This window comes from Pseudomonas sp. WS 5410 (assembly GCF_012985645.1).
GTDB classification, from domain to species: Bacteria; Pseudomonadota; Gammaproteobacteria; order Pseudomonadales; family Pseudomonadaceae; genus Aquipseudomonas; species Aquipseudomonas shahriarae.
Window position 1 is genome coordinate 68,961 of the sequence record NZ_JAAQWS010000013.1, and the last position, 16,750, is coordinate 85,710.

Annotated in this window: 20 protein-coding genes; 2 read left to right on the forward strand and 18 right to left on the reverse strand. The window is 57.9% G+C overall.

What is annotated here, in order from left to right; translation table 11 throughout:
- Window position 1 precedes the first annotated feature (1 nt).
- The 16 genes from queE to HBO24_RS19060 form a co-directional block, all read right to left on the reverse strand.
- Window positions 2–649, reverse strand: a complete 648-nt coding sequence (queE, locus tag HBO24_RS18985; RefSeq protein ID WP_057441364.1) for a 7-carboxy-7-deazaguanine synthase QueE — start codon at window positions 647–649, stop codon at window positions 2–4.
- Between the two features lie 165 nt (window positions 650–814).
- On the reverse strand, window positions 815–1,639 hold the full coding sequence (gene ybgF / locus HBO24_RS18990) for a tol-pal system protein YbgF (protein ID WP_170060104.1): 825 nt from the start codon (window positions 1,637–1,639) through the stop codon (window positions 815–817).
- A 6-nt stretch (window positions 1,640–1,645) separates the two neighbouring features.
- A complete protein-coding gene (gene pal / locus HBO24_RS18995) occupies window positions 1,646–2,146 on the reverse strand; it encodes a peptidoglycan-associated lipoprotein Pal (RefSeq protein ID WP_029300299.1) in 501 nt (166 codons plus the stop codon).
- A gap of 55 nt (window positions 2,147–2,201) precedes the next feature.
- Window positions 2,202–3,482 (reverse strand): Tol-Pal system beta propeller repeat protein TolB, encoded by a 1,281-nt coding sequence (gene tolB, locus HBO24_RS19000; RefSeq protein WP_154220440.1) that lies wholly within the window; start codon window positions 3,480–3,482, stop codon window positions 2,202–2,204.
- A 17-nt stretch (window positions 3,483–3,499) separates the two neighbouring features.
- Window positions 3,500–4,573, reverse strand: coding sequence for a cell envelope integrity protein TolA (gene tolA / locus HBO24_RS19005; protein WP_029300302.1), 1,074 nt, complete (start codon window positions 4,571–4,573; stop codon window positions 3,500–3,502).
- A complete protein-coding gene (tolR, locus tag HBO24_RS19010; protein WP_162473200.1) occupies window positions 4,573–5,025 on the reverse strand; it encodes a protein TolR in 453 nt (150 codons plus the stop codon). The genes tolA and tolR overlap by 1 nt, the downstream gene beginning before the upstream one ends.
- A 23-nt stretch (window positions 5,026–5,048) precedes the next feature.
- Window positions 5,049–5,744 carry a protein TolQ gene (gene tolQ / locus HBO24_RS19015; RefSeq protein WP_029300305.1) on the reverse strand — a complete coding sequence of 232 codons (696 nt, stop codon included), beginning with the start codon at window positions 5,742–5,744 and terminating at the stop codon, window positions 5,049–5,051.
- Window position 5,745: 1 nt separating this feature from the next.
- Entirely contained in the window at window positions 5,746–6,201 is a 456-nt protein-coding gene (ybgC, locus tag HBO24_RS19020) for a tol-pal system-associated acyl-CoA thioesterase (protein ID WP_057441374.1), read from the reverse strand.
- A 138-nt stretch (window positions 6,202–6,339) separates the two neighbouring features.
- Window positions 6,340–7,398 (reverse strand): Holliday junction branch migration DNA helicase RuvB, encoded by a 1,059-nt coding sequence (gene ruvB, locus HBO24_RS19025; protein ID WP_029300308.1) that lies wholly within the window; start codon window positions 7,396–7,398, stop codon window positions 6,340–6,342.
- Window positions 7,399–8,010, reverse strand: coding sequence for a Holliday junction branch migration protein RuvA (gene ruvA / locus HBO24_RS19030; protein WP_057441376.1), 612 nt, complete (start codon window positions 8,008–8,010; stop codon window positions 7,399–7,401).
- Window positions 8,011–8,073: 63 nt separating this feature from the next.
- Window positions 8,074–8,598, reverse strand: coding sequence for a crossover junction endodeoxyribonuclease RuvC (gene ruvC, locus HBO24_RS19035; RefSeq protein ID WP_024077147.1), 525 nt, complete (start codon window positions 8,596–8,598; stop codon window positions 8,074–8,076).
- Window positions 8,599–8,752: 154 nt separating this feature from the next.
- A complete protein-coding gene (locus HBO24_RS19040) occupies window positions 8,753–9,499 on the reverse strand; it encodes a YebC/PmpR family DNA-binding transcriptional regulator (protein ID WP_038442836.1) in 747 nt (248 codons plus the stop codon).
- 135 nt (window positions 9,500–9,634) lie between these two features.
- On the reverse strand, window positions 9,635–11,410 hold the full coding sequence (aspS, locus tag HBO24_RS19045) for an aspartate--tRNA ligase (RefSeq protein ID WP_057960524.1): 1,776 nt from the start codon (window positions 11,408–11,410) through the stop codon (window positions 9,635–9,637).
- Between the two features lie 110 nt (window positions 11,411–11,520).
- Window positions 11,521–11,742 (reverse strand): zinc ribbon domain-containing protein, encoded by a 222-nt coding sequence (locus HBO24_RS19050; protein WP_057441377.1) that lies wholly within the window; start codon window positions 11,740–11,742, stop codon window positions 11,521–11,523.
- A gap of 162 nt (window positions 11,743–11,904) precedes the next feature.
- Window positions 11,905–12,255, reverse strand: coding sequence for a ribbon-helix-helix domain-containing protein (locus tag HBO24_RS19055; protein WP_057441379.1), 351 nt, complete (start codon window positions 12,253–12,255; stop codon window positions 11,905–11,907).
- Between the two features lie 192 nt (window positions 12,256–12,447).
- Window positions 12,448–12,921 carry a Dps family protein gene (locus HBO24_RS19060; RefSeq protein ID WP_029300319.1) on the reverse strand — a complete coding sequence of 158 codons (474 nt, stop codon included), beginning with the start codon at window positions 12,919–12,921 and terminating at the stop codon, window positions 12,448–12,450.
- A 407-nt stretch (window positions 12,922–13,328) separates the two neighbouring features.
- Here HBO24_RS19060 and HBO24_RS29785 point away from each other — a divergent pair, with 407 nt between their 5' ends.
- Window positions 13,329–13,931: a cold-shock protein gene (locus HBO24_RS29785; RefSeq protein WP_057441381.1), complete on the forward strand. Its 603-nt coding sequence runs from the start codon at window positions 13,329–13,331 to the stop codon at window positions 13,929–13,931.
- An 82-nt stretch (window positions 13,932–14,013) separates the two neighbouring features.
- On the opposite strand, the gene HBO24_RS19070 is transcribed toward HBO24_RS29785, so the two are convergent.
- Window positions 14,014–14,220: a SlyX family protein gene (locus tag HBO24_RS19070; RefSeq protein ID WP_057441383.1), complete on the reverse strand. Its 207-nt coding sequence runs from the start codon at window positions 14,218–14,220 to the stop codon at window positions 14,014–14,016.
- 3 nt (window positions 14,221–14,223) lie between these two features.
- Window positions 14,224–14,649 carry an HIT domain-containing protein gene (locus HBO24_RS19075; protein WP_057441386.1) on the reverse strand — a complete coding sequence of 142 codons (426 nt, stop codon included), beginning with the start codon at window positions 14,647–14,649 and terminating at the stop codon, window positions 14,224–14,226.
- 716 nt (window positions 14,650–15,365) lie between these two features.
- Between HBO24_RS19075 and HBO24_RS19080 the strand changes: the two genes are divergently transcribed.
- On the forward strand, window positions 15,366–16,661 hold the full coding sequence (locus tag HBO24_RS19080; RefSeq protein ID WP_057440145.1) for an OprD family porin: 1,296 nt from the start codon (window positions 15,366–15,368) through the stop codon (window positions 16,659–16,661).
- The last annotated feature ends 89 nt before the right edge of the window (window positions 16,662–16,750 follow it).

The window sequence follows — 16,750 nt, forward strand, 5'->3', positions numbered from 1 at the left end:
TTCAGCGTCCCGGCTCGTCATTCCAAAGGTATTTATGCAGCTGCAATTGCAGGCGCACCGGCAGGTTGTCCGCGACCACCCAATCAGCGAGGTCGCGAGCGTTCAAGTCATGGTGGCTAGGAGAGAACAACACCTCGCCGGCGCGTCGGTCCAGGCCGTACTGGATCAGCTTGGAGTTGGCCCAGTCATAGTCGTCCCGCGAACAAATGACGAACTTGACCTGGTCGTTGGCCGTCAGCAGCTCGATGTTCTCATAACGGTTGCGATGCGCCTCCTTGGAGTCCGGGGTTTTCAAGTCAACCACTCGGCTGACGCGAGGATCGACCGCGGAAATGTCCAGGGCACCACTGGTTTCCAGCGACACTTCGTAACCGGCGTCACACAGCTGCTTGAGCAAAGGAATGGCATTGGGCTGGGCCAAGGGCTCGCCGCCTGTCACGCAGACGTAGCGCGGCCGGAAGCCTGCAACCTGCTCCAGGATGTCGTCGAGGGTACGAATGGTGCCGCCGCTGAAGGCGTAGGCGCTGTCACAGTACTGGCAGCGCAACGGGCAGCCGGTGAGGCGCACAAATACTGTGGGCAGGCCGGCAGTGCGCGTTTCACCCTGTAACGAGTAAAAAACTTCGGTGATGCGTAATGTGTCTTGCATAGTCGCCACGGGCGTAACAGCTAAACAGGCTGTCCGCCTCCGTCAGGCACTTCATGGGATCCCGGCAAAGCGTGAACCCCAAAAAGCGTATTTCATAAAAGGGCGTGGATTCTAACGAAAAAACCCGCGACAGGCGCGGGTTTCTTCCAAGCGGGACAGCAGTGCTTACAAACGCTGCAAATCGCGCTGAGCCAACTGGGCAGCAGAGGTCCCAGGATATTGGGCCACTACTTGCTGCAGAATGCCTTTGACCTTGTCGGTATGACCCAGGCGGCGCTCTACGTCAGCCAGTTTGTACAACGAATCAGGCACCTTGGCATGCTTGGGGTAAAGCTGGCTGACCTTGGCAAACGCCTGGCCTGCACCTTGCAAATCACCCTTGGCCAGGTTGACCTCACCCAACCAGTACTGGGCATTGCCCGCGTACTGGCTGTTTGGATAACGTCCCAGGAAAGCGGTGAACGCTTTGCTGGCCTTGTCGAAGTCCTTGGCTTTGATCAGGTCGAAGGCTGCATCGTAATACAGCTTTTCCTTGGCCGGATCAGCCGGTTCGCTGCTGGCTGCAGGGGCCTGTGCGGCGCCTGCGGCTGCACCACCGGCGGCGCTTGCAGCGCCACCGGCAGAAGAATTCTCAGGAGTCGCGGCAGGTGTAATGCCGGTTCCTATACGCCGATCAAGATCCTGGTATCGCTCCAGGCCTTCTTGCTTCAGGCGGTTCACTTCATTTTGCAGAACCTCAATCGCACCTTGTTGCTGTGCCAATTGATCCTGCATGCGTTGCAGCTGGTTAAACAGCTCGCCCTGTGCCGAGGGAGCGGCAGTAGCCGCTCCCCCTGCATAGGCGCCGTTCGTGCCATAACCTGCTGGTGGATAACTACTCCCACTATTGTTATAGCCAGAGTTGCTATCCTCCACGGGAACCGCAGCCCACACCGCAAACGGTGCGAGGCTGAGAGCCAATACGGTTACTACACGACGGCACGTTCGCATGACGAATTACTTACGCAGTTCGACGCGACGGTTTTGAGCCCAGGATTGCTCGTCGTTGCCGGTAGCAACTGGACGCTCTTCACCGTAGGAAACCAGTTCCAGCTGAGCTGGGGAAACACCTTGCAGTACCAGGTAGCGCTGAACGGCTTTCGCACGACGCTCGCCCAGTGCCATGTTGTACTCACGAGTACCACGTTCGTCGGTGTTGCCTTCCAGAACAACGCGAGCGCCGTTACCTTTCAGGTCTTTCGCGTGAACGTCCAGAGCGCGCATGGCTTCTGGCTTCAGGTCCGAACTGTCGTATTCGAAGTAGAAAGTGGTGATTGCGCGCAGAGCAGCTTCTTCGCTCAGGGAGCCGTCAACTGCACCAGTGTTAGCGCCGTAACCAGCGTTTGGATCAACAGCTGCGCCTTCACCGGCATTGTCGCCGCCTTTAGACGAGCAACCAACGGCTACGGACAGAGCCAGAGCCAGAGCAGCAAACTTACCAAACTTCAGCATTTCCATCGTGAAACTCCTAATGAACCCCAGTGTGTTAAGTACTTCTTTTTGTAGCGCCGCGTCAGTTCAGGTAAGGGGACCAGGATGGTTCTCTGACTTCGCCTTGTGCGGTAGGAAGCGGGAGCCTTACGCGTCCATTAATGGACACGAGCATCAAGACTCCCCGGCCCTGCTGGCGGGTGGCGTAGATTACCATGGTGCCGTTGGGCGCAACAGTAGGCGACTCATCAAGAGTGCTATCTGTGAGGATTTTTACGCTTCCGCGCTGCAAATCCTGGGCCGCCACCTTGAAATTAGTGAAACCATCCTGGCGATGAATCATTACCAGGGTCTTTTCATCAGCCGAAAGCTTCGGATTGGCGTTGTAGTTACCGATAAAGGTCACACGCTCCGCACCACCACCGCCAACACTGCTCTTATAGATCTGCGGTTTGCCGCCACGGTCTGAAGTGAAGTAGATGGTCGAACCATCCTTGCCCCAGAACGGTTCGGTGTTGATGCCAGGACCGGAAGTGACGCGGGTGATCTGGCGCGAACCAAGGTTCATCACGTAGATATCCGGGTTACCGTCCTTGGACAGTACGAATGCCAGGCGATTGCCATCCGGCGACCAGGCTGGCGCGCCGTTCAGGCCTTCGAAGTTGGTGATCTGCTCACGGCGACCGGTATCAATGTGCTGAACGAAGATGCGCGGACGCTTCTGTTCAAACGACACGTAGGCGATACGCTTGCCATCCGGGGCAAAACGCGGCGACAGGATTGGCTCGCGCGATTGCAACAGAGTCACTGCACGGGCACCGTCGTAGTCCGAACGTTGCAGGGTGTAGCGGGTGTTGTTCACCGAGAAACGCTCAGCCGTCACGTACAGGATGCGGGTGGAGAACGCACCTTTGATACCGACCAGTTTCTCGAACGATTGGTCGGCGATGTAGTGCGCCATGTCTCGCAGTTGATCGACGCTGCCCGACACGCTACCGGTCAGCACTTGCTGCTCGGTGGCCACGTTGAACAGGGCGTATTGCACCTGCAAGCGACCGCCTGCTGGAACGATGCTACCTACCATCAGGTACTGGGCGCCCAGGGCTTTCCAGTCACGGTAGATCACTTCGCTGCCTTGGGTCGGCTGGCTGATCATGTTCTGTTTCGGAATTGGCGCGTAGTAACCCGAGTTGCGCAGGTCATTACCAATGATTTCCGCCATATCGTCCGGCAGCACGCTGCCGCCCTGCCAGCCAAACGGTACAACCGCAATCGGAGTGGCCCGATCGCTACCGCTGGTTACCAGGATGTTCTTTTCATCCGCCGCCGCTATCCCTGCCATGCAGCAAATAACGACAAGCATTCCTCGAAGAAGGTTTCTCACAAGGCTAGATCCTCAGGTGTGAATGTCATCTTGAATGAACGATAGGGAGCGAAGTCGCTTGGTTTCATTCCCTGCATCTCGGTCAGCCGGCCAATATTCTTGACCGCTGCAACCGCCGAACTGTCGAACGAACCATCGCCACTGGACTTGGCCACGCTGACCGAAGTCACCGTACCGTCCGGCAACATGCCGATCTGCAGCACGACTGTCATGCCTTTGCGTGCCGAAGGTGGACGTGTCCAGCCTTCCGCTGCGCGCGCGCGAATCAGATCGTCGAAACTGCCCGCGACTTCATCACCACGTTCATCGGCCAAGGCTTGCTGACGTTGCGGCGTGTCGGAAAGCAAATCTGCCAGGGCCTGGGCCTTTTTATCTTCGGCGGATTTGCGCGCTGCTTCCTGGGCCTTTTTCTTGGAGGCGTCGGCGGCAGCTTTCTTCTTCGCGTCGTCGGCGATTTTCTTCTTCGCCTCGTCTGCTTCAGCTTTTTTCTTGGCGTCTTCGGCGGCTTTCTTCTTCGCGTCTTCGACTATCTTCTTCTTGGCTTCTTCAGCGGCCTTTTTCTTGGCCTCTTCTTCAGCCGCTTTCTTGGCTTCTTCTTCAGATTTCTTCTTGGCTATATCAGCCAATTGTTTCTCTTCGGCTTTTTTAGCTTCGGCAGCTTTCTCGGCTTTCTTGGCTTCATCAGCCTTTTTCGCCTCGTCGGCCTTCTTCGCTTCGTCAGCCTTTTTCGATTCCTCGGCCTTTTGAGCCGCCTCGTCTTTCTTTTGTTCCGCAGCAGCCTTCACCGCTTCCTGCTCGACCTTCTTCTGTTCCATCTGTTCGACTTCAGTCTGGCGCGCAGCCGACTTCTGGGCCTCACCCGCAATCTTCTGATTGGTCTGGGTGGTGGCCTGACTTTTCGATTTCAGCTGATACAGGGTCGCCTGCACGATCGGCTTGGCTGGCGGCAGCTCCGGGGTCATGGCAAAGCTGACAAACAGCATGCCAAACACCAGAACGTGCAGGGCTATTGCCCAGACGCTAGGCCAGAAGAAGCTTTCCGAGGCGGACGGCTCTCGCTGTTGCTGCATCAGGGCGCCTCGGTAATCAAGCCAACATTACCGACCCCGGCTTTCTGCAGCCCGCCCATGGCGCCCATGACGGAGCCATAGTCGACCGACTTGTCACCGCGGATGAACACCTGGGTGTGCTTGCCGCCTTCGTTGCCGGCGCGGATGATTTTGGTCACGGCGTCGGTCATTTGCGGCAAGGTCATGGCCTTGTCCTGCTGCTTTTGGGTATCGACTTCGCTGCCAAGGTTCCAGTAATAGGTCTTGTCAGCCTTGATCGAAATGGTCAGGACCTGGGTGTTGTTGTCCTGCGGCAAGGCTTCGCTGGAAACCTTGGGCAGATCAACTTTCACCCCCTGATTGAGCATCGGCGCGGTCACCATGAAGATCACCAGCAGCACCAGCATCACGTCGATGTAAGGCACTACGTTCATCTCGGCGACCGGCTTGCGCTTTTTGCGAGCTCGAGCGATTAAAGCCATTGGGAATTACCTGCTTATTCTTCGCTGGTGTGCACTTTACGGTGCAGGATCGCCTGGAATTCATCGGCGAAGGTGTAGTAACGGCCAATCAGGGTTTCGCTGGTGGCGGCGAAACGGTTGTAGGCGATTACTGCGGGGATTGCAGCGAACAGGCCGATGGCAGTGGCGATCAGCGCTTCGGCGATACCCGGGGCCACGGTGGCCAGGGTCGCTTGCTGGGCCGTTGCCAGGCCACGGAAGGAGTTCATGATGCCCCATACGGTACCGAACAGGCCGATATACGGGCTGACCGAACCGACGGTGGCCAGAAATGGCAGGCTCTGCTCGAGTTTTTCTTCCTCACGGGAGATCGCTACGCGCATCGCACGGGCCACGCCTTCCATGACGGCTTCCGGGTCAACGCCGGACTGCTGGCGCAGGCGGGAGAATTCCTTGAAGCCGGCGCGGAAGATCTGCTCGACGCCCGAATCCGGGTCCGGGTTGCTGCCCGCCTGGCGATACAGCTTGGACAGGTCGATACCCGACCAGAAGCGCTCTTCGAAGCTCTCCAGGGCACGTCGACCGGCACGCAGCAGGTTGCTGCGCTGAAAAATCATGACCCATGAGGTAACCGATGCGGCTACCAGGGTCAGCATGACCAGTTGAACCACGACACTGGCATTGCTGACCAGGCTCCACATGGAGGAATGGTCGACGACGGTAGGTTCCACGCTAAATCTCCTGCTTTGATTGTTGACCCGCGCCGCTCACGTTGGCAAAGGCCGCACGTAGAGTTTCGGGAATGGCCCTGGGTTTCAAACTGTTGGTGCGCACACACGCCACCAGGAACTGCCCCTCACAGAGCAGCGTTGCATCCGTTGCCCGCCTGACCTGCTGTTTAAAGCGCAGGCTGACACGGTTCAATTCGATTACTTCCGCGCTGACCAGCAATTCATCGTCCAGTCGCGCCGGCGCGTAGTAACGGGCCTCGCTGGAATGCACGACAAATAACAGGTCCTCCCCTGCCAGCTGGGATTGGGCAAAGCCCAGCTCCCGTAGCCGCTCGGTTCGAGCCCGCTCCATGAACTTTAGATAATTGACGTAATACACGATGCCGCCCGCATCGGTGTCCTCGTAATAAACGCGACAGCGATGTGCGAACGACTGATCCCCGTTTTGCGCGCGCATACTCTAGTGCTTACTCCTCAGGTTGCCAATCCGGCCAGGCAACTGTTTTTCATTCTCTGCAGCATTTCTAACGAAAGAATGACGACGCCAGCCACTAGGACAGCACAAACGTCGAATAAATCGACCCGCCATACCTTTTTAATCGTCCACTGCATCGAGGAATTCGTCTACCACAGGCATCTCCCCCAATCGTGACGGAATGTTTAACCCAAAGTGCAAATACGCATGGCGCGTGACTACGCGGCCCCTCGGCGTGCGCATGATGTAACCCTGTTGAATCAGGTACGGCTCCAGCACATCTTCGATGGTATGGCGCTCCTCACTGATCGCCGCCGCCAGGCTGTCCACGCCCACTGGCCCGCCATCGAACTTCTCGATCATGGTCAACAGCAGGCGCCGGTCCTGGTGGTCAAAGCCATGTTCATCGACATCCAGCAGGTTCAGCGCCAGGTCGGCCACGGCCTTGGTGATATGCCCCTTGGCCCGCACTTCGGCAAAATCGCGCACCCGCCGCAGTAAGCGGTTGGCGATCCGCGGCGTGCCACGCGCCCGACGGGCAATCTCGAAGGCACCCTCAGGGTCCAGCGGCAAGCCGAGAATCCCTGCCGAACGACTGACAATCGTCGCCAGATCGGCAGTGCTATAAAACTCTAGACGTTGAACAATGCCGAAACGGTCTCGCAACGGATTGGTCAGCATGCCGGCACGGGTGGTCGCGCCGACCAGAGTGAAGGGCGGCAGGTCGAGCTTGATCGAGCGCGCCGCCGGCCCTTCGCCAATCATGATATCCAGCTGGAAATCTTCCATGGCCGGGTACAGCACTTCTTCGACGATGGGCGACAGCCGGTGGATTTCGTCGATGAACAGCACATCATGGGGTTCAAGGTTGGTCAGCAACGCAGCCAGGTCGCCGGGGCGCTCCAGCACCGGACCGGAGGTGCTCTTGATCGACACCCCCATTTCCTGGGCGATGATATTGGCCAGGGTGGTCTTGCCCAGCCCCGGCGGACCGAAGATCAACGTATGGTCCAGGGATTCGGCACGCCCGCGCGCCGCCTGGATGAACAGCTCCATCTGCTCACGCACAGTGGGCTGGCCGATGTAGTCGGCAAGGCTCAGGGGGCGGATGGCCCGGTCCTGGACCTCTTCACGGTCGCGAGGGCCGGTGGCCGCAATCAGACGATCAGCTTCAATCACTTAAATCATTCCCTTCAGGGCTCGGCGGATCATGTCTTCAGCGCTCAGGTTCTTGTCCTTGATGGCCGACACTGCCTTGCTGGCTTCCTGCGGCTTGTAGCCCAGGGAGATCAGCGCATTGACGGCATCGCTTTCGGCACTGGCGACCTGGGCCGCCGGCATATCCGGCTGGTTCGGCACCAGGGCAAACATGCTGGGCGCCACTTCCCAGGCTTTGAAGCGGTCCTTGAGCTCCACCAACAGGCGCTCAGCGGTTTTCTTACCGACCCCTGGCACCTTGGTCAGCGCCGAGGTGTCCTGGGCCGAAACGGCACGTACCAGTTCGTCCACTTCCAGGCTCGACATCAAGGCCAGGGCCAGTTTCGGGCCCACACCATTGAGGCGGATCAGCTCACGGAAGAAGTCACGGTCGCGCTTGCCGATGAAACCATAGAGTAGTTGCGCGTCTTCGCGCACCACCAGATGGGTGTGCAAGGTTATCGGCTCACCGACCGACGGTAGGCGGTACAGGGTGGTCATGGGCACTTCCAGCTCATACCCCAGCCCGTTTACATCCAGAATCAGGTGCGGCGGCTGTTTCTCAGCCAGGGTGCCGCGCAAGCGTCCAATCACGGTTCAGATCCTTAAAGCTTGAGGTCAGATCGAGGCCCGACCATAACGATTGCGCTGATGCTATCAGAGACGCAGGCGCCCGCCACGACTGCGTGCCGTGCCAAGGCCATGGGGCAGCAGACTGGAACGGGTATGGGCATGGCAAATGGCAATGGCCAGGGCGTCAGAGGCGTCGATCTGTGGCTTGGAGGTGAGTTTGAGCATATGCATGACCATCATCTGCACCTGCTCTTTATTCGCCGCGCCGGTACCGACCACCGCCTGCTTGACCTGGGTCGCAGTGTATTCGGCGATTTCCATGCCCTCCTCCGCCCCGGCAACAATGGCTGCGCCCCGCGCCTGGCCCAGCTTCAAGGCCGAGTCGGCATTTTTGGCCATGAACACCTTTTCAATGCCCATGGTCACCGGCCCGTAGGTCTGGATCACTTCACGCACACCGCGATAGACGATCTGCAAACGCTCGGCCAACTCGCCGGCGCCAGTGCGGATACAACCCGACGCCACGTAGACGCAGCCACGCGGGGTGTGCTGCACCACGCCAAAGCCGGTGATGCGTGAACCGGGGTCGATACCTAGGATTAAAGTCATAACGCCTGCAGGTTGGGTAAACACATTTTTTGATACAGCGAAGATCCAATGTGGGAACGGGCTTGCTCGCGAAAGCGGTGTTTCAGTCAACGCATGTACTGACTGACCGCTTTCGCGAGCAAGCCCGCTCCCACATTTTGGTCTACACCAGCCTTCAGACTAGCTGTGCGGCCACGTCTTCTGGAATGTCGGCGTTGGAGTAGACGTTCTGCACATCATCCAGGTCTTCAAGCATATCCAGCATCTTGAGCACCTTCTGCGCGCCGTCCAGGTCCAGTTCGGCACTGGTGGTCGGCAGCATGACGATTTCCGCGTCGGTGCCCTTGAAACCAGCGGCTTCCAGGGCGTTACGCACCGCGTAGAAGCCGGCAAACGAGGTAAACACGTCGATGGAGCCGTCTTCGTTGGTCACCACGTCGTCGGCATCTGCCTCCATCGCGGCTTCCATCAGCGCATCTTCATCCGTACCCGGCGCAAAGGTAATCTGCCCCTTGCGCTCGAACAGATAGGCCACCGAGCCATCCGTGCCGAGGTTACCGCCACACTTGCTGAACGCATGGCGCACGGCCGCCGCAGTACGGTTGCGGTTGTCAGTCATGCACTCGACCATCACCGCGACGCCGCCCGGGCCGTAGCCTTCGTAGGTCAGCTCGACCATGTCGTCGGTATCCGCCGCACCGGCGCCACGGGCCACGGCGCGGTCGATGATGTCGCGACTCATGTTGGCGCCCAGGGCCTTGTCCAGCGCCAGGCGCAGGCGCGGGTTGGAGCCTGGATCACCGCCACCTTGGCGGGCAGCAACCGTCAGTTCACGAATCCACTTGGTGAAGATCTTGCCTTTTTTGGCATCCTGACGCTCTTTGCGGTGCTTGATGTTCGCCCACTTGGAATGGCCAGCCATAACACAACTCCGAAATTCTCTAGAAACCTTTCAATCCCGCCCCAGGCGAGATTTCCCTCTTTTAAACGCAAAGGCGCATCCGAAGATGCGCCTTTTTGACTGCGTACAACCTTATCGCGCTTTCACGCCGCAGCCTTACTCAGCCTTCGGCGCCTCGCGCAGACGGATGTGCAGCTCGCGCAGTGCCTTGGCATCCACCACACCTGGAGCCTGGGTCATGACGTCCGCAGCACTCTGGGTTTTCGGGAAGGCAATCACTTCACGGATCGACTGGGCACCGGTCATCAGCATCACCAGGCGGTCAAGGCCGAAGGCCAGGCCACCGTGGGGTGGAGCACCGTATTTCAGGGCATCGAGCAGGAAGCCGAACTTCTCTTCCTGTTCCGCTTCGTTGATGCCCAGCAGGCGGAACACCGACTGTTGCATCTCCTTGCGGTGGATACGGATCGAACCGCCGCCCAACTCAGTACCGTTGAGCACCATGTCGTAGGCACGGGACAGCGCGCCGGCCGGGTTGGCTTCCAGCTCCTGTGGCGTGCACTTGGGTGCGGTGAACGGGTGGTGCAGGGCGCTGAAGCTGCCGTCGTCGTTTTCTTCGAACATCGGGAAGTCGACAACCCACATCGGGGCCCACTTGCAGGTCAGCAGGTCGAGGTCGTGACCCAGCTTGATCCGCAGCGCGCCCAGGGCTTCGCTGACGATCTTGGCCTTGTCGGCACCGAAGAACACGATATCGCCATCGACTGCGCCAACGCGATCGAGGATCACATTGAGCTTGTCTTCCGGGATGTTCTTGACGATTGGCGACTGCAGGCCTTCAACACCCTTGGCGCGCTCGTTGACCTTGATGTACGCCAGGCCCTTGGCACCGTAGATACCCACAAACTTGGTGTAGTCGTCGATCTGCTTGCGCGGCATGCTCGCGCCGCCTGGCACGCGCAGTGCGGCGATGCGGCATTTCGGGTCGTTGGCCGGGCCGCTGAACACCTTGAAGTCGACTTCCTTGAGCTGATCGGCAACGTCAACCAGTTCCAGCGGGTTACGCAGGTCTGGCTTGTCGGAACCGTAGCGGCGCATGGCCTCTTCGAAGGTCATGTGCGGGAACTCGCCGAATTCCAGACCCAGCACTTCCTTGAACAAGTTGCGGATCATTTCTTCGGTCAGGCCCATGATCTCTTTTTCATCGAGGAAACTGGTCTCGATGTCGATCTGGGTGAATTCCGGTTGGCGGTCGGCGCGCAGGTCTTCGTCGCGGAAGCACTTGGCGATCTGGTAGTAACGGTCGAAGCCGGCGACCATCAGCAGTTGCTTGAACAACTGTGGCGATTGCGGCAAGGCGAAGAAGCTACCGGCGTGGGTACGGCTTGGCACCAGGTAGTCACGTGCGCCTTCTGGCGTAGCTCGGGTCAGGATCGGCGTCTCGACGTCGAGGAAGCCGTTCTCGTCGAGGAAGCGACGGATGCTGGTGGTCATGCGCGAACGCAGGCGCAGCTTCTCGGCCATTTCCGGGCGACGCAGGTCGAGGAAGCGATAACGCAGGCGGGTTTCTTCGCCAACGTCAGAGAACTCGTTGAGTGGGAACGGCGGGGTTTCCGACTCGTTCAGCACTTCGAGCTCGTAGCCCAGGACTTCGATCATGCCCGACGCCATGTTGGCGTTGGTGGCACCGGCCGGACGCAGGCGGACCTTACCGGTGATTTTCACGACGTACTCGCTGCGCACGCGGTCGGCGGCGGCGAAGCTCTCGGCGCGATCCGGGTCGAATACCACCTGGGCCAGACCATCACGATCACGGATATCGAGGAAAATCACCCCGCCATGGTCGCGGCGACGGTGAACCCATCCGCAAAGGGTGATTTCCTGACCTTCCAGGGTCTCGTTCAGTTGGCCGCAATAGTGGCTGCGCATCATGGTAGTGGTTTCACTTCTCGTAATTCGAAATTCGGTGGAGTTCCTGCTCGGACACCGCACCTTTTAAGTCAGGCCACGGATAATGCAGGAGCTCGCGCGTAGAGTTCAACTCAGTCTGCTTTGTCGCCGCCCGCCAGATTCTTCTTGGCGCCGGTCTTGAAGTCGGTCTCGTACCAGCCGCTACCGCTCAGGCGAAAACCCGGCATGGACAGCATCTTTTTCAGCTCGGGCGCCTGGCAAGCAGGGCAATCGACCAACGGCGCGTCGCTGATCTTCTGAATGGCTTCCAACTGGTGACCACAGGAAGCGCATTGGTAATCGTACATGGGCATGGGATGTCTCGGCGATCACGTCATTGCTGCGCTGCGCCCGGGTAGAGCCGGTTGCGCAGCAAAGGGCGAGATTATATCCGTTAAATCGAGGCTGTGCAGCCGTGGCAACGTGCAACGCACTATATAGAAACACCCCTGCGGCTCCGGTCTCGGCTAACCCGGCTATATAAGGCCCGCCTGATTGACGGCTGAAGCCTGCCCTTTCAACGCATGAACCACACACACGACCCGGACCAGACCGCTGAAATTCTTCACCCCGCCATAACGCAAGTGCACCTCGCGATCCACGTAGGACAGCAACGCACTGACCGAACAGGTATTGATCCTGGCGATTTCGCCAAGAATATTCCAATACACTTCTTCAAGCCGCAGGCATGTTGAAAAACCATTCAACCGGACAGAGCGCGACAGTGGCCGTGCCAATGCCATATCGAACCCTTTGACGAAAGGGTCGATCTTTATCTTGTAGACGCCGGAAGTTTCCAGCACACCTTTACCCGTACTACGCGACATACACCTGACACTCCCTTGCCAAACGGCTCTTGAACAAACGGCTGTTATTGGCCGTTGAGCCTATAAAACATCAAGCAGGCAAGTGCAGCCAGAAGACGGAGAGTTGTTGTGCGTAGGACAAGCCAACGCAGGTATCAGGAAGCAATCAGCTGAAGCCAGTGGCGCCTGCCAGGCACCACTGGCCTGCGGTGCTTACTTGCCTTCGAGCAGCGAGCGCAGCATCCAGGCGGTCTTTTCGTGGATCTGCATACGCTGGGTCAGCAAGTCCGCAGTCGGCTCATCGCTGACTTTATCAAGTAACGGGAAGATCCCACGTGCGGTGCGGGTAACAGCTTCCTGCCCATCGACAAGTTGCTTGATCATGTTTTCAGCACTGGGCACGCCTTCTTCTTCCTTGATCGAAGACAGACGGGCATAGATAGAGTAGGCACCCGGCGCAGGAAAGCCCAGGGCACGAATACGTTCGGCAATGGAGTCAACCGCCAGCGCCAGTTCGTTATATTGCTCCTCAAACATCAAGTGCAATGTACGAAACTGTGGCCCCGTGACGTTCCAATGAAAGTTATGGGTTTTCAGATAAAGTACATAGGTATCTGAAAGCAGCCGTGAAAGTCCGTCAACAATGGATTTACGATCTTCTTCGCTGATACCGATATCGATTGCCATGTCTATTCCCTTCAATTGATGAAAATTCATTGATCAGGTGCTTACCCACTCTAGCAAGAGTCCTCGCCTTGCGCAGCCCTACCGCCGCAGGTGGCCTGCGGCAAATCGCCCCTTTGCATCGCGCTCGACCACGGGCGGCAAGGCCTGCCACGGTTAAAAACACCCGCACCTGTCTAGGACAAGGGTTTGCCGCACAAATGCGATGATCTTTGCAACGCCCTGAAACGCTTGATTTGAGAAGGCACAGGCTTTGCTGTTAAATAGGCTGCGTGTCGCCACCGCTATTTCCTGCGGCAAGCGGCATAGGCTGAATAATCGCGCACGTGCCCAACGCCTCCCATTGTTCAGAAGCGAACCGTGCCAGTCAGCTCTTCCTTCGTGATCCGTCTTAACGTGAGTTAATCAAAATGTTGAAAATCGTCCACCTGCTAACGGGCGCTGCAGCGTTGCTGCTGTCCTTTATCCCGAGCCTGCAACCAGAAAGCCTGCCGTACCTGCAACAACACGACGCGCTGTACCTGGCTCTGTTCGGCCTTCTCAACCTGACGCTGGCGCCAGTGATTCCCTACTGGAACAAAGGCACACGCCATCAACTGCAAAACCTGGTCAGCGCCTTGCTGGTGCTGGCTGTCGTGGTACAAACCCTCACCCTCCTGGCCCCTATGCCTGAAGTCGGCGGCCATCCAGCCATCCTGCTCAGCCTGGCCATTGCGGTGGTCGCGATCGTTCTTCACCTGGCCATCAGCTTCTACCGTTCGTCTGCCCCGGCCAGCTCGCAAAACTACGACATGACCAACCGGGATACCGGGACCGTCAAGTGGTTCAACACCTCCAAAGGCTTCGGCTTTATTTCCCGGGACTCGGGCGACGATATCTTCGTCCACTTCCGGGCCATCCGCGGCGAAGGCCATCGCGTCCTGGTGGAAGGCCAGCGCGTGGAGTTCTCCGTGATGAACCGCGACAAAGGCCTGCAAGCTGAAGACGTGATCGCCGCCCTGCCGCGTCGCTGACCCCAGAGCAAGCCTCAAAAAAAACCGCGATGCAGCTAACACTGCATCGCGGTTTTTTATCGCCGGGACTTTTCCCGAGCCCTCAATAATGAGGCGGTGGCGCTTCTTCCTCGGAAGACTCGAACTGCCCGCCCATTTCTTCCTGACGCTTGAGCAAGGCCGTCATCTGCAATTGCAGACGCTCTACCGCCCGCTGCTGGGCGACCAGGATGTCATTCAATGTCTCGATGGTGTCGTCCTGGAAAGCCAGGCGGCTCTCAAGGTCCATCACGCGGTCTTGCAGGTCCATGGTTCAGTCCTGGGCAAAAATGAATTCGGGCGGCAGCAGCTCCCGCAGGCGGGTACGAATCAGCGCCACCTGATCGTCGCTATAAGGTACTGCCGGGTGCTTGCCCCAGACTGGTGCAGGCCAAGCCGCATCGTCGCGTTTGCGCACAATCACGTGCACATGTAACTGGTTGACCACGTTACCCAGCGCACCGATGTTCATTTTATCGGCGCCGAACCCGTCATTGAGCAACTGTGCCAACGTGGTGGTTTCGTGCCACAACCGGGACTGGTCGCCAGCGTCGAGCTGGAACACTTCGCTGATGCCGGCAATGCGCGGCACCAGGATAAGCCAGAGGTAGTTAGAGTCATTGGACAGCAGCAGCCGGCACAGGGGGAATTCCCCGATGGGCAAGGTGTCGTTTTGCAGACGTGGATCCAAGGCGAACACCGCAGTCACTCCGTTCGGCTAGTCAGTTTCAGGCGCCCAGCATACCTGCGAATGGCGACTGCTTCACGGGGCAATCCGCGCGACACCTGCGGCAATCGGCAGATGCACCAAAATGAGTCTTTTATGCCCTACATCGGGCAGGGCTTATCCGCCGATTACTCACTCCATAGGGTGGACCGGTAACATTTCTGACAGAAACGTATTTTTGTGCGTTCGAAATCCCGCACAACCGGCACCACGAATTCCAAAGAAAACCACGCAAAAGCCCCGTTTCCAGGCGCTTTTCACAGATCCAACACATTTTTCACGAAAAAATGACATCCGCCCGGCAGTTTGAGCACGCTTGTTGCATTCACTCCCATATCGTCGACAACGGCACTTGCCAGGAAGGCAGTGTTTCACGATAAAAACAACAGTGAGTCAATACACCTATAGGAAGTTTTAAAACTTTGAACAGGGTACTTTGCACCCCTGTACAGGGTATTAAAGACAGTATTGAAGTTGTCAGTCTGGTGACAAACAGACTGTAGATTTGCGACATGGATCTAGCAATTTACGACAGCCTCGTAAAGAAGCTGAAAGGACAGATGTGCAAGTATCGCCAATTATTGCCAGCGTGCTATAAGTTTGCGCTGTCACAAAAAAGAAAGAGCCGCCCAGACAAAAATACAGGTGGGACGGCAGTACTCTTCCTAAAACCAAAGGAGCAAATCACGATGCGCGTGATGAAGTGGAGCATGATCGCCCTCGCTGTCTCAGCAGGCACCTCACAGTTCGCTATGGCGTCCGCCCAAGATGATGCCAAAGGCTTTGTCGAAGACAGTACCTTCAGCATCAACACCCGCGCCCTGTACTTCAGCCGGGATAACCGCAACAACAAGTCGGGTACAAGCTACACCCGGGAAAGCGGCCTGGGCTTCAACGGTTTGTACCAATCGGGTTTCACCCAGGGCACCATCGGTGTGGGTGTTGACGTAATCGGCCTGCTGGGCGTGAAACTGGACAGCGGCAGAGGCCGGAATGGCACTGGCTTGTTCCCGGAAGGCTCGGATGGCCGCTCAGAGGATGAGTACTCCAAGGGCGGCGGCGCCATCAAGTTCCGTCTCTCCAATACCGTGCTGAAAGTCGGCGACCAGTACACCACTGCGCCGGTCTTCGCGTCCGACGACAGTCGCTTGCTGCCGGAGCTGCCGCAAGGTATCTCGATCGTCAGCAACGAGATCAAAGACCTCAAGCTTGAAGCCGGTCACTTCACTTCCAGCGTTGCCCAGGCGCAAACCTACAGGGACAGTATCCTCGACTTCCCTGAAACCTCCCGGGGTATCAAGCAAGCCAATTTCGTGGGTGGTACCTACGGTTGGACGCCTGAGTTCACCACCAGCCTCTACTACTCGAAAGTCGAAGACTACTGGCGCAAATACTACGCCAACGTCAACTGGACCCATGCTCTGAGCGATGACCAGTCGGTGGCTGTAGACTTCAACATCTACGACACCAAGAGCGACGGTGCCGGCCTGCAACGCGCCTTCAAAGACAACGAGACCAAACTCGACAACCGTGCGTTCAGCTTGCAGGGTGCCTACACCATCGGTGCACACACCTTCACCCTGGCTGCCCAGAAGGTTACCGGTGACGGCGACTACGGCTACGGCATTGATGGTGGCGGCACAGTGTTCCTGGCCAACTCCGTCGCCCGTTCCGACTTTAACGCCGAAGGTGAAAAATCCTTCAAAGCCCGTTACGACCTCGACATGGCCACCTTCGGTGTACCTGGCCTGAGCTTCCTGGCTGCGTACGTCACCGGTAGCGGCGCCAATACCGCCCTGACCTCGAACGGCAAAGAGTGGGAACGTGACCTCGAAGCCAAATACGTGATCCAGAGCGGCCCGGCCAAAGACCTGAGCCTGCGTATTCGCCAAGCGACTTATCGTTCGTCTGATGGCGTTTACTACGGTTCTTCGTCGATCGACGAACTGCGTCTGATCGCGCAATACCCGCTGAACATCTTGTAATCGAAGATGCCCAGGGGCTTCGGCCCCTAATTAAAAAGCCGCTCACTGTTAACCAGTGAGCGGCTTTTTATTGCACTAATATTTCTACC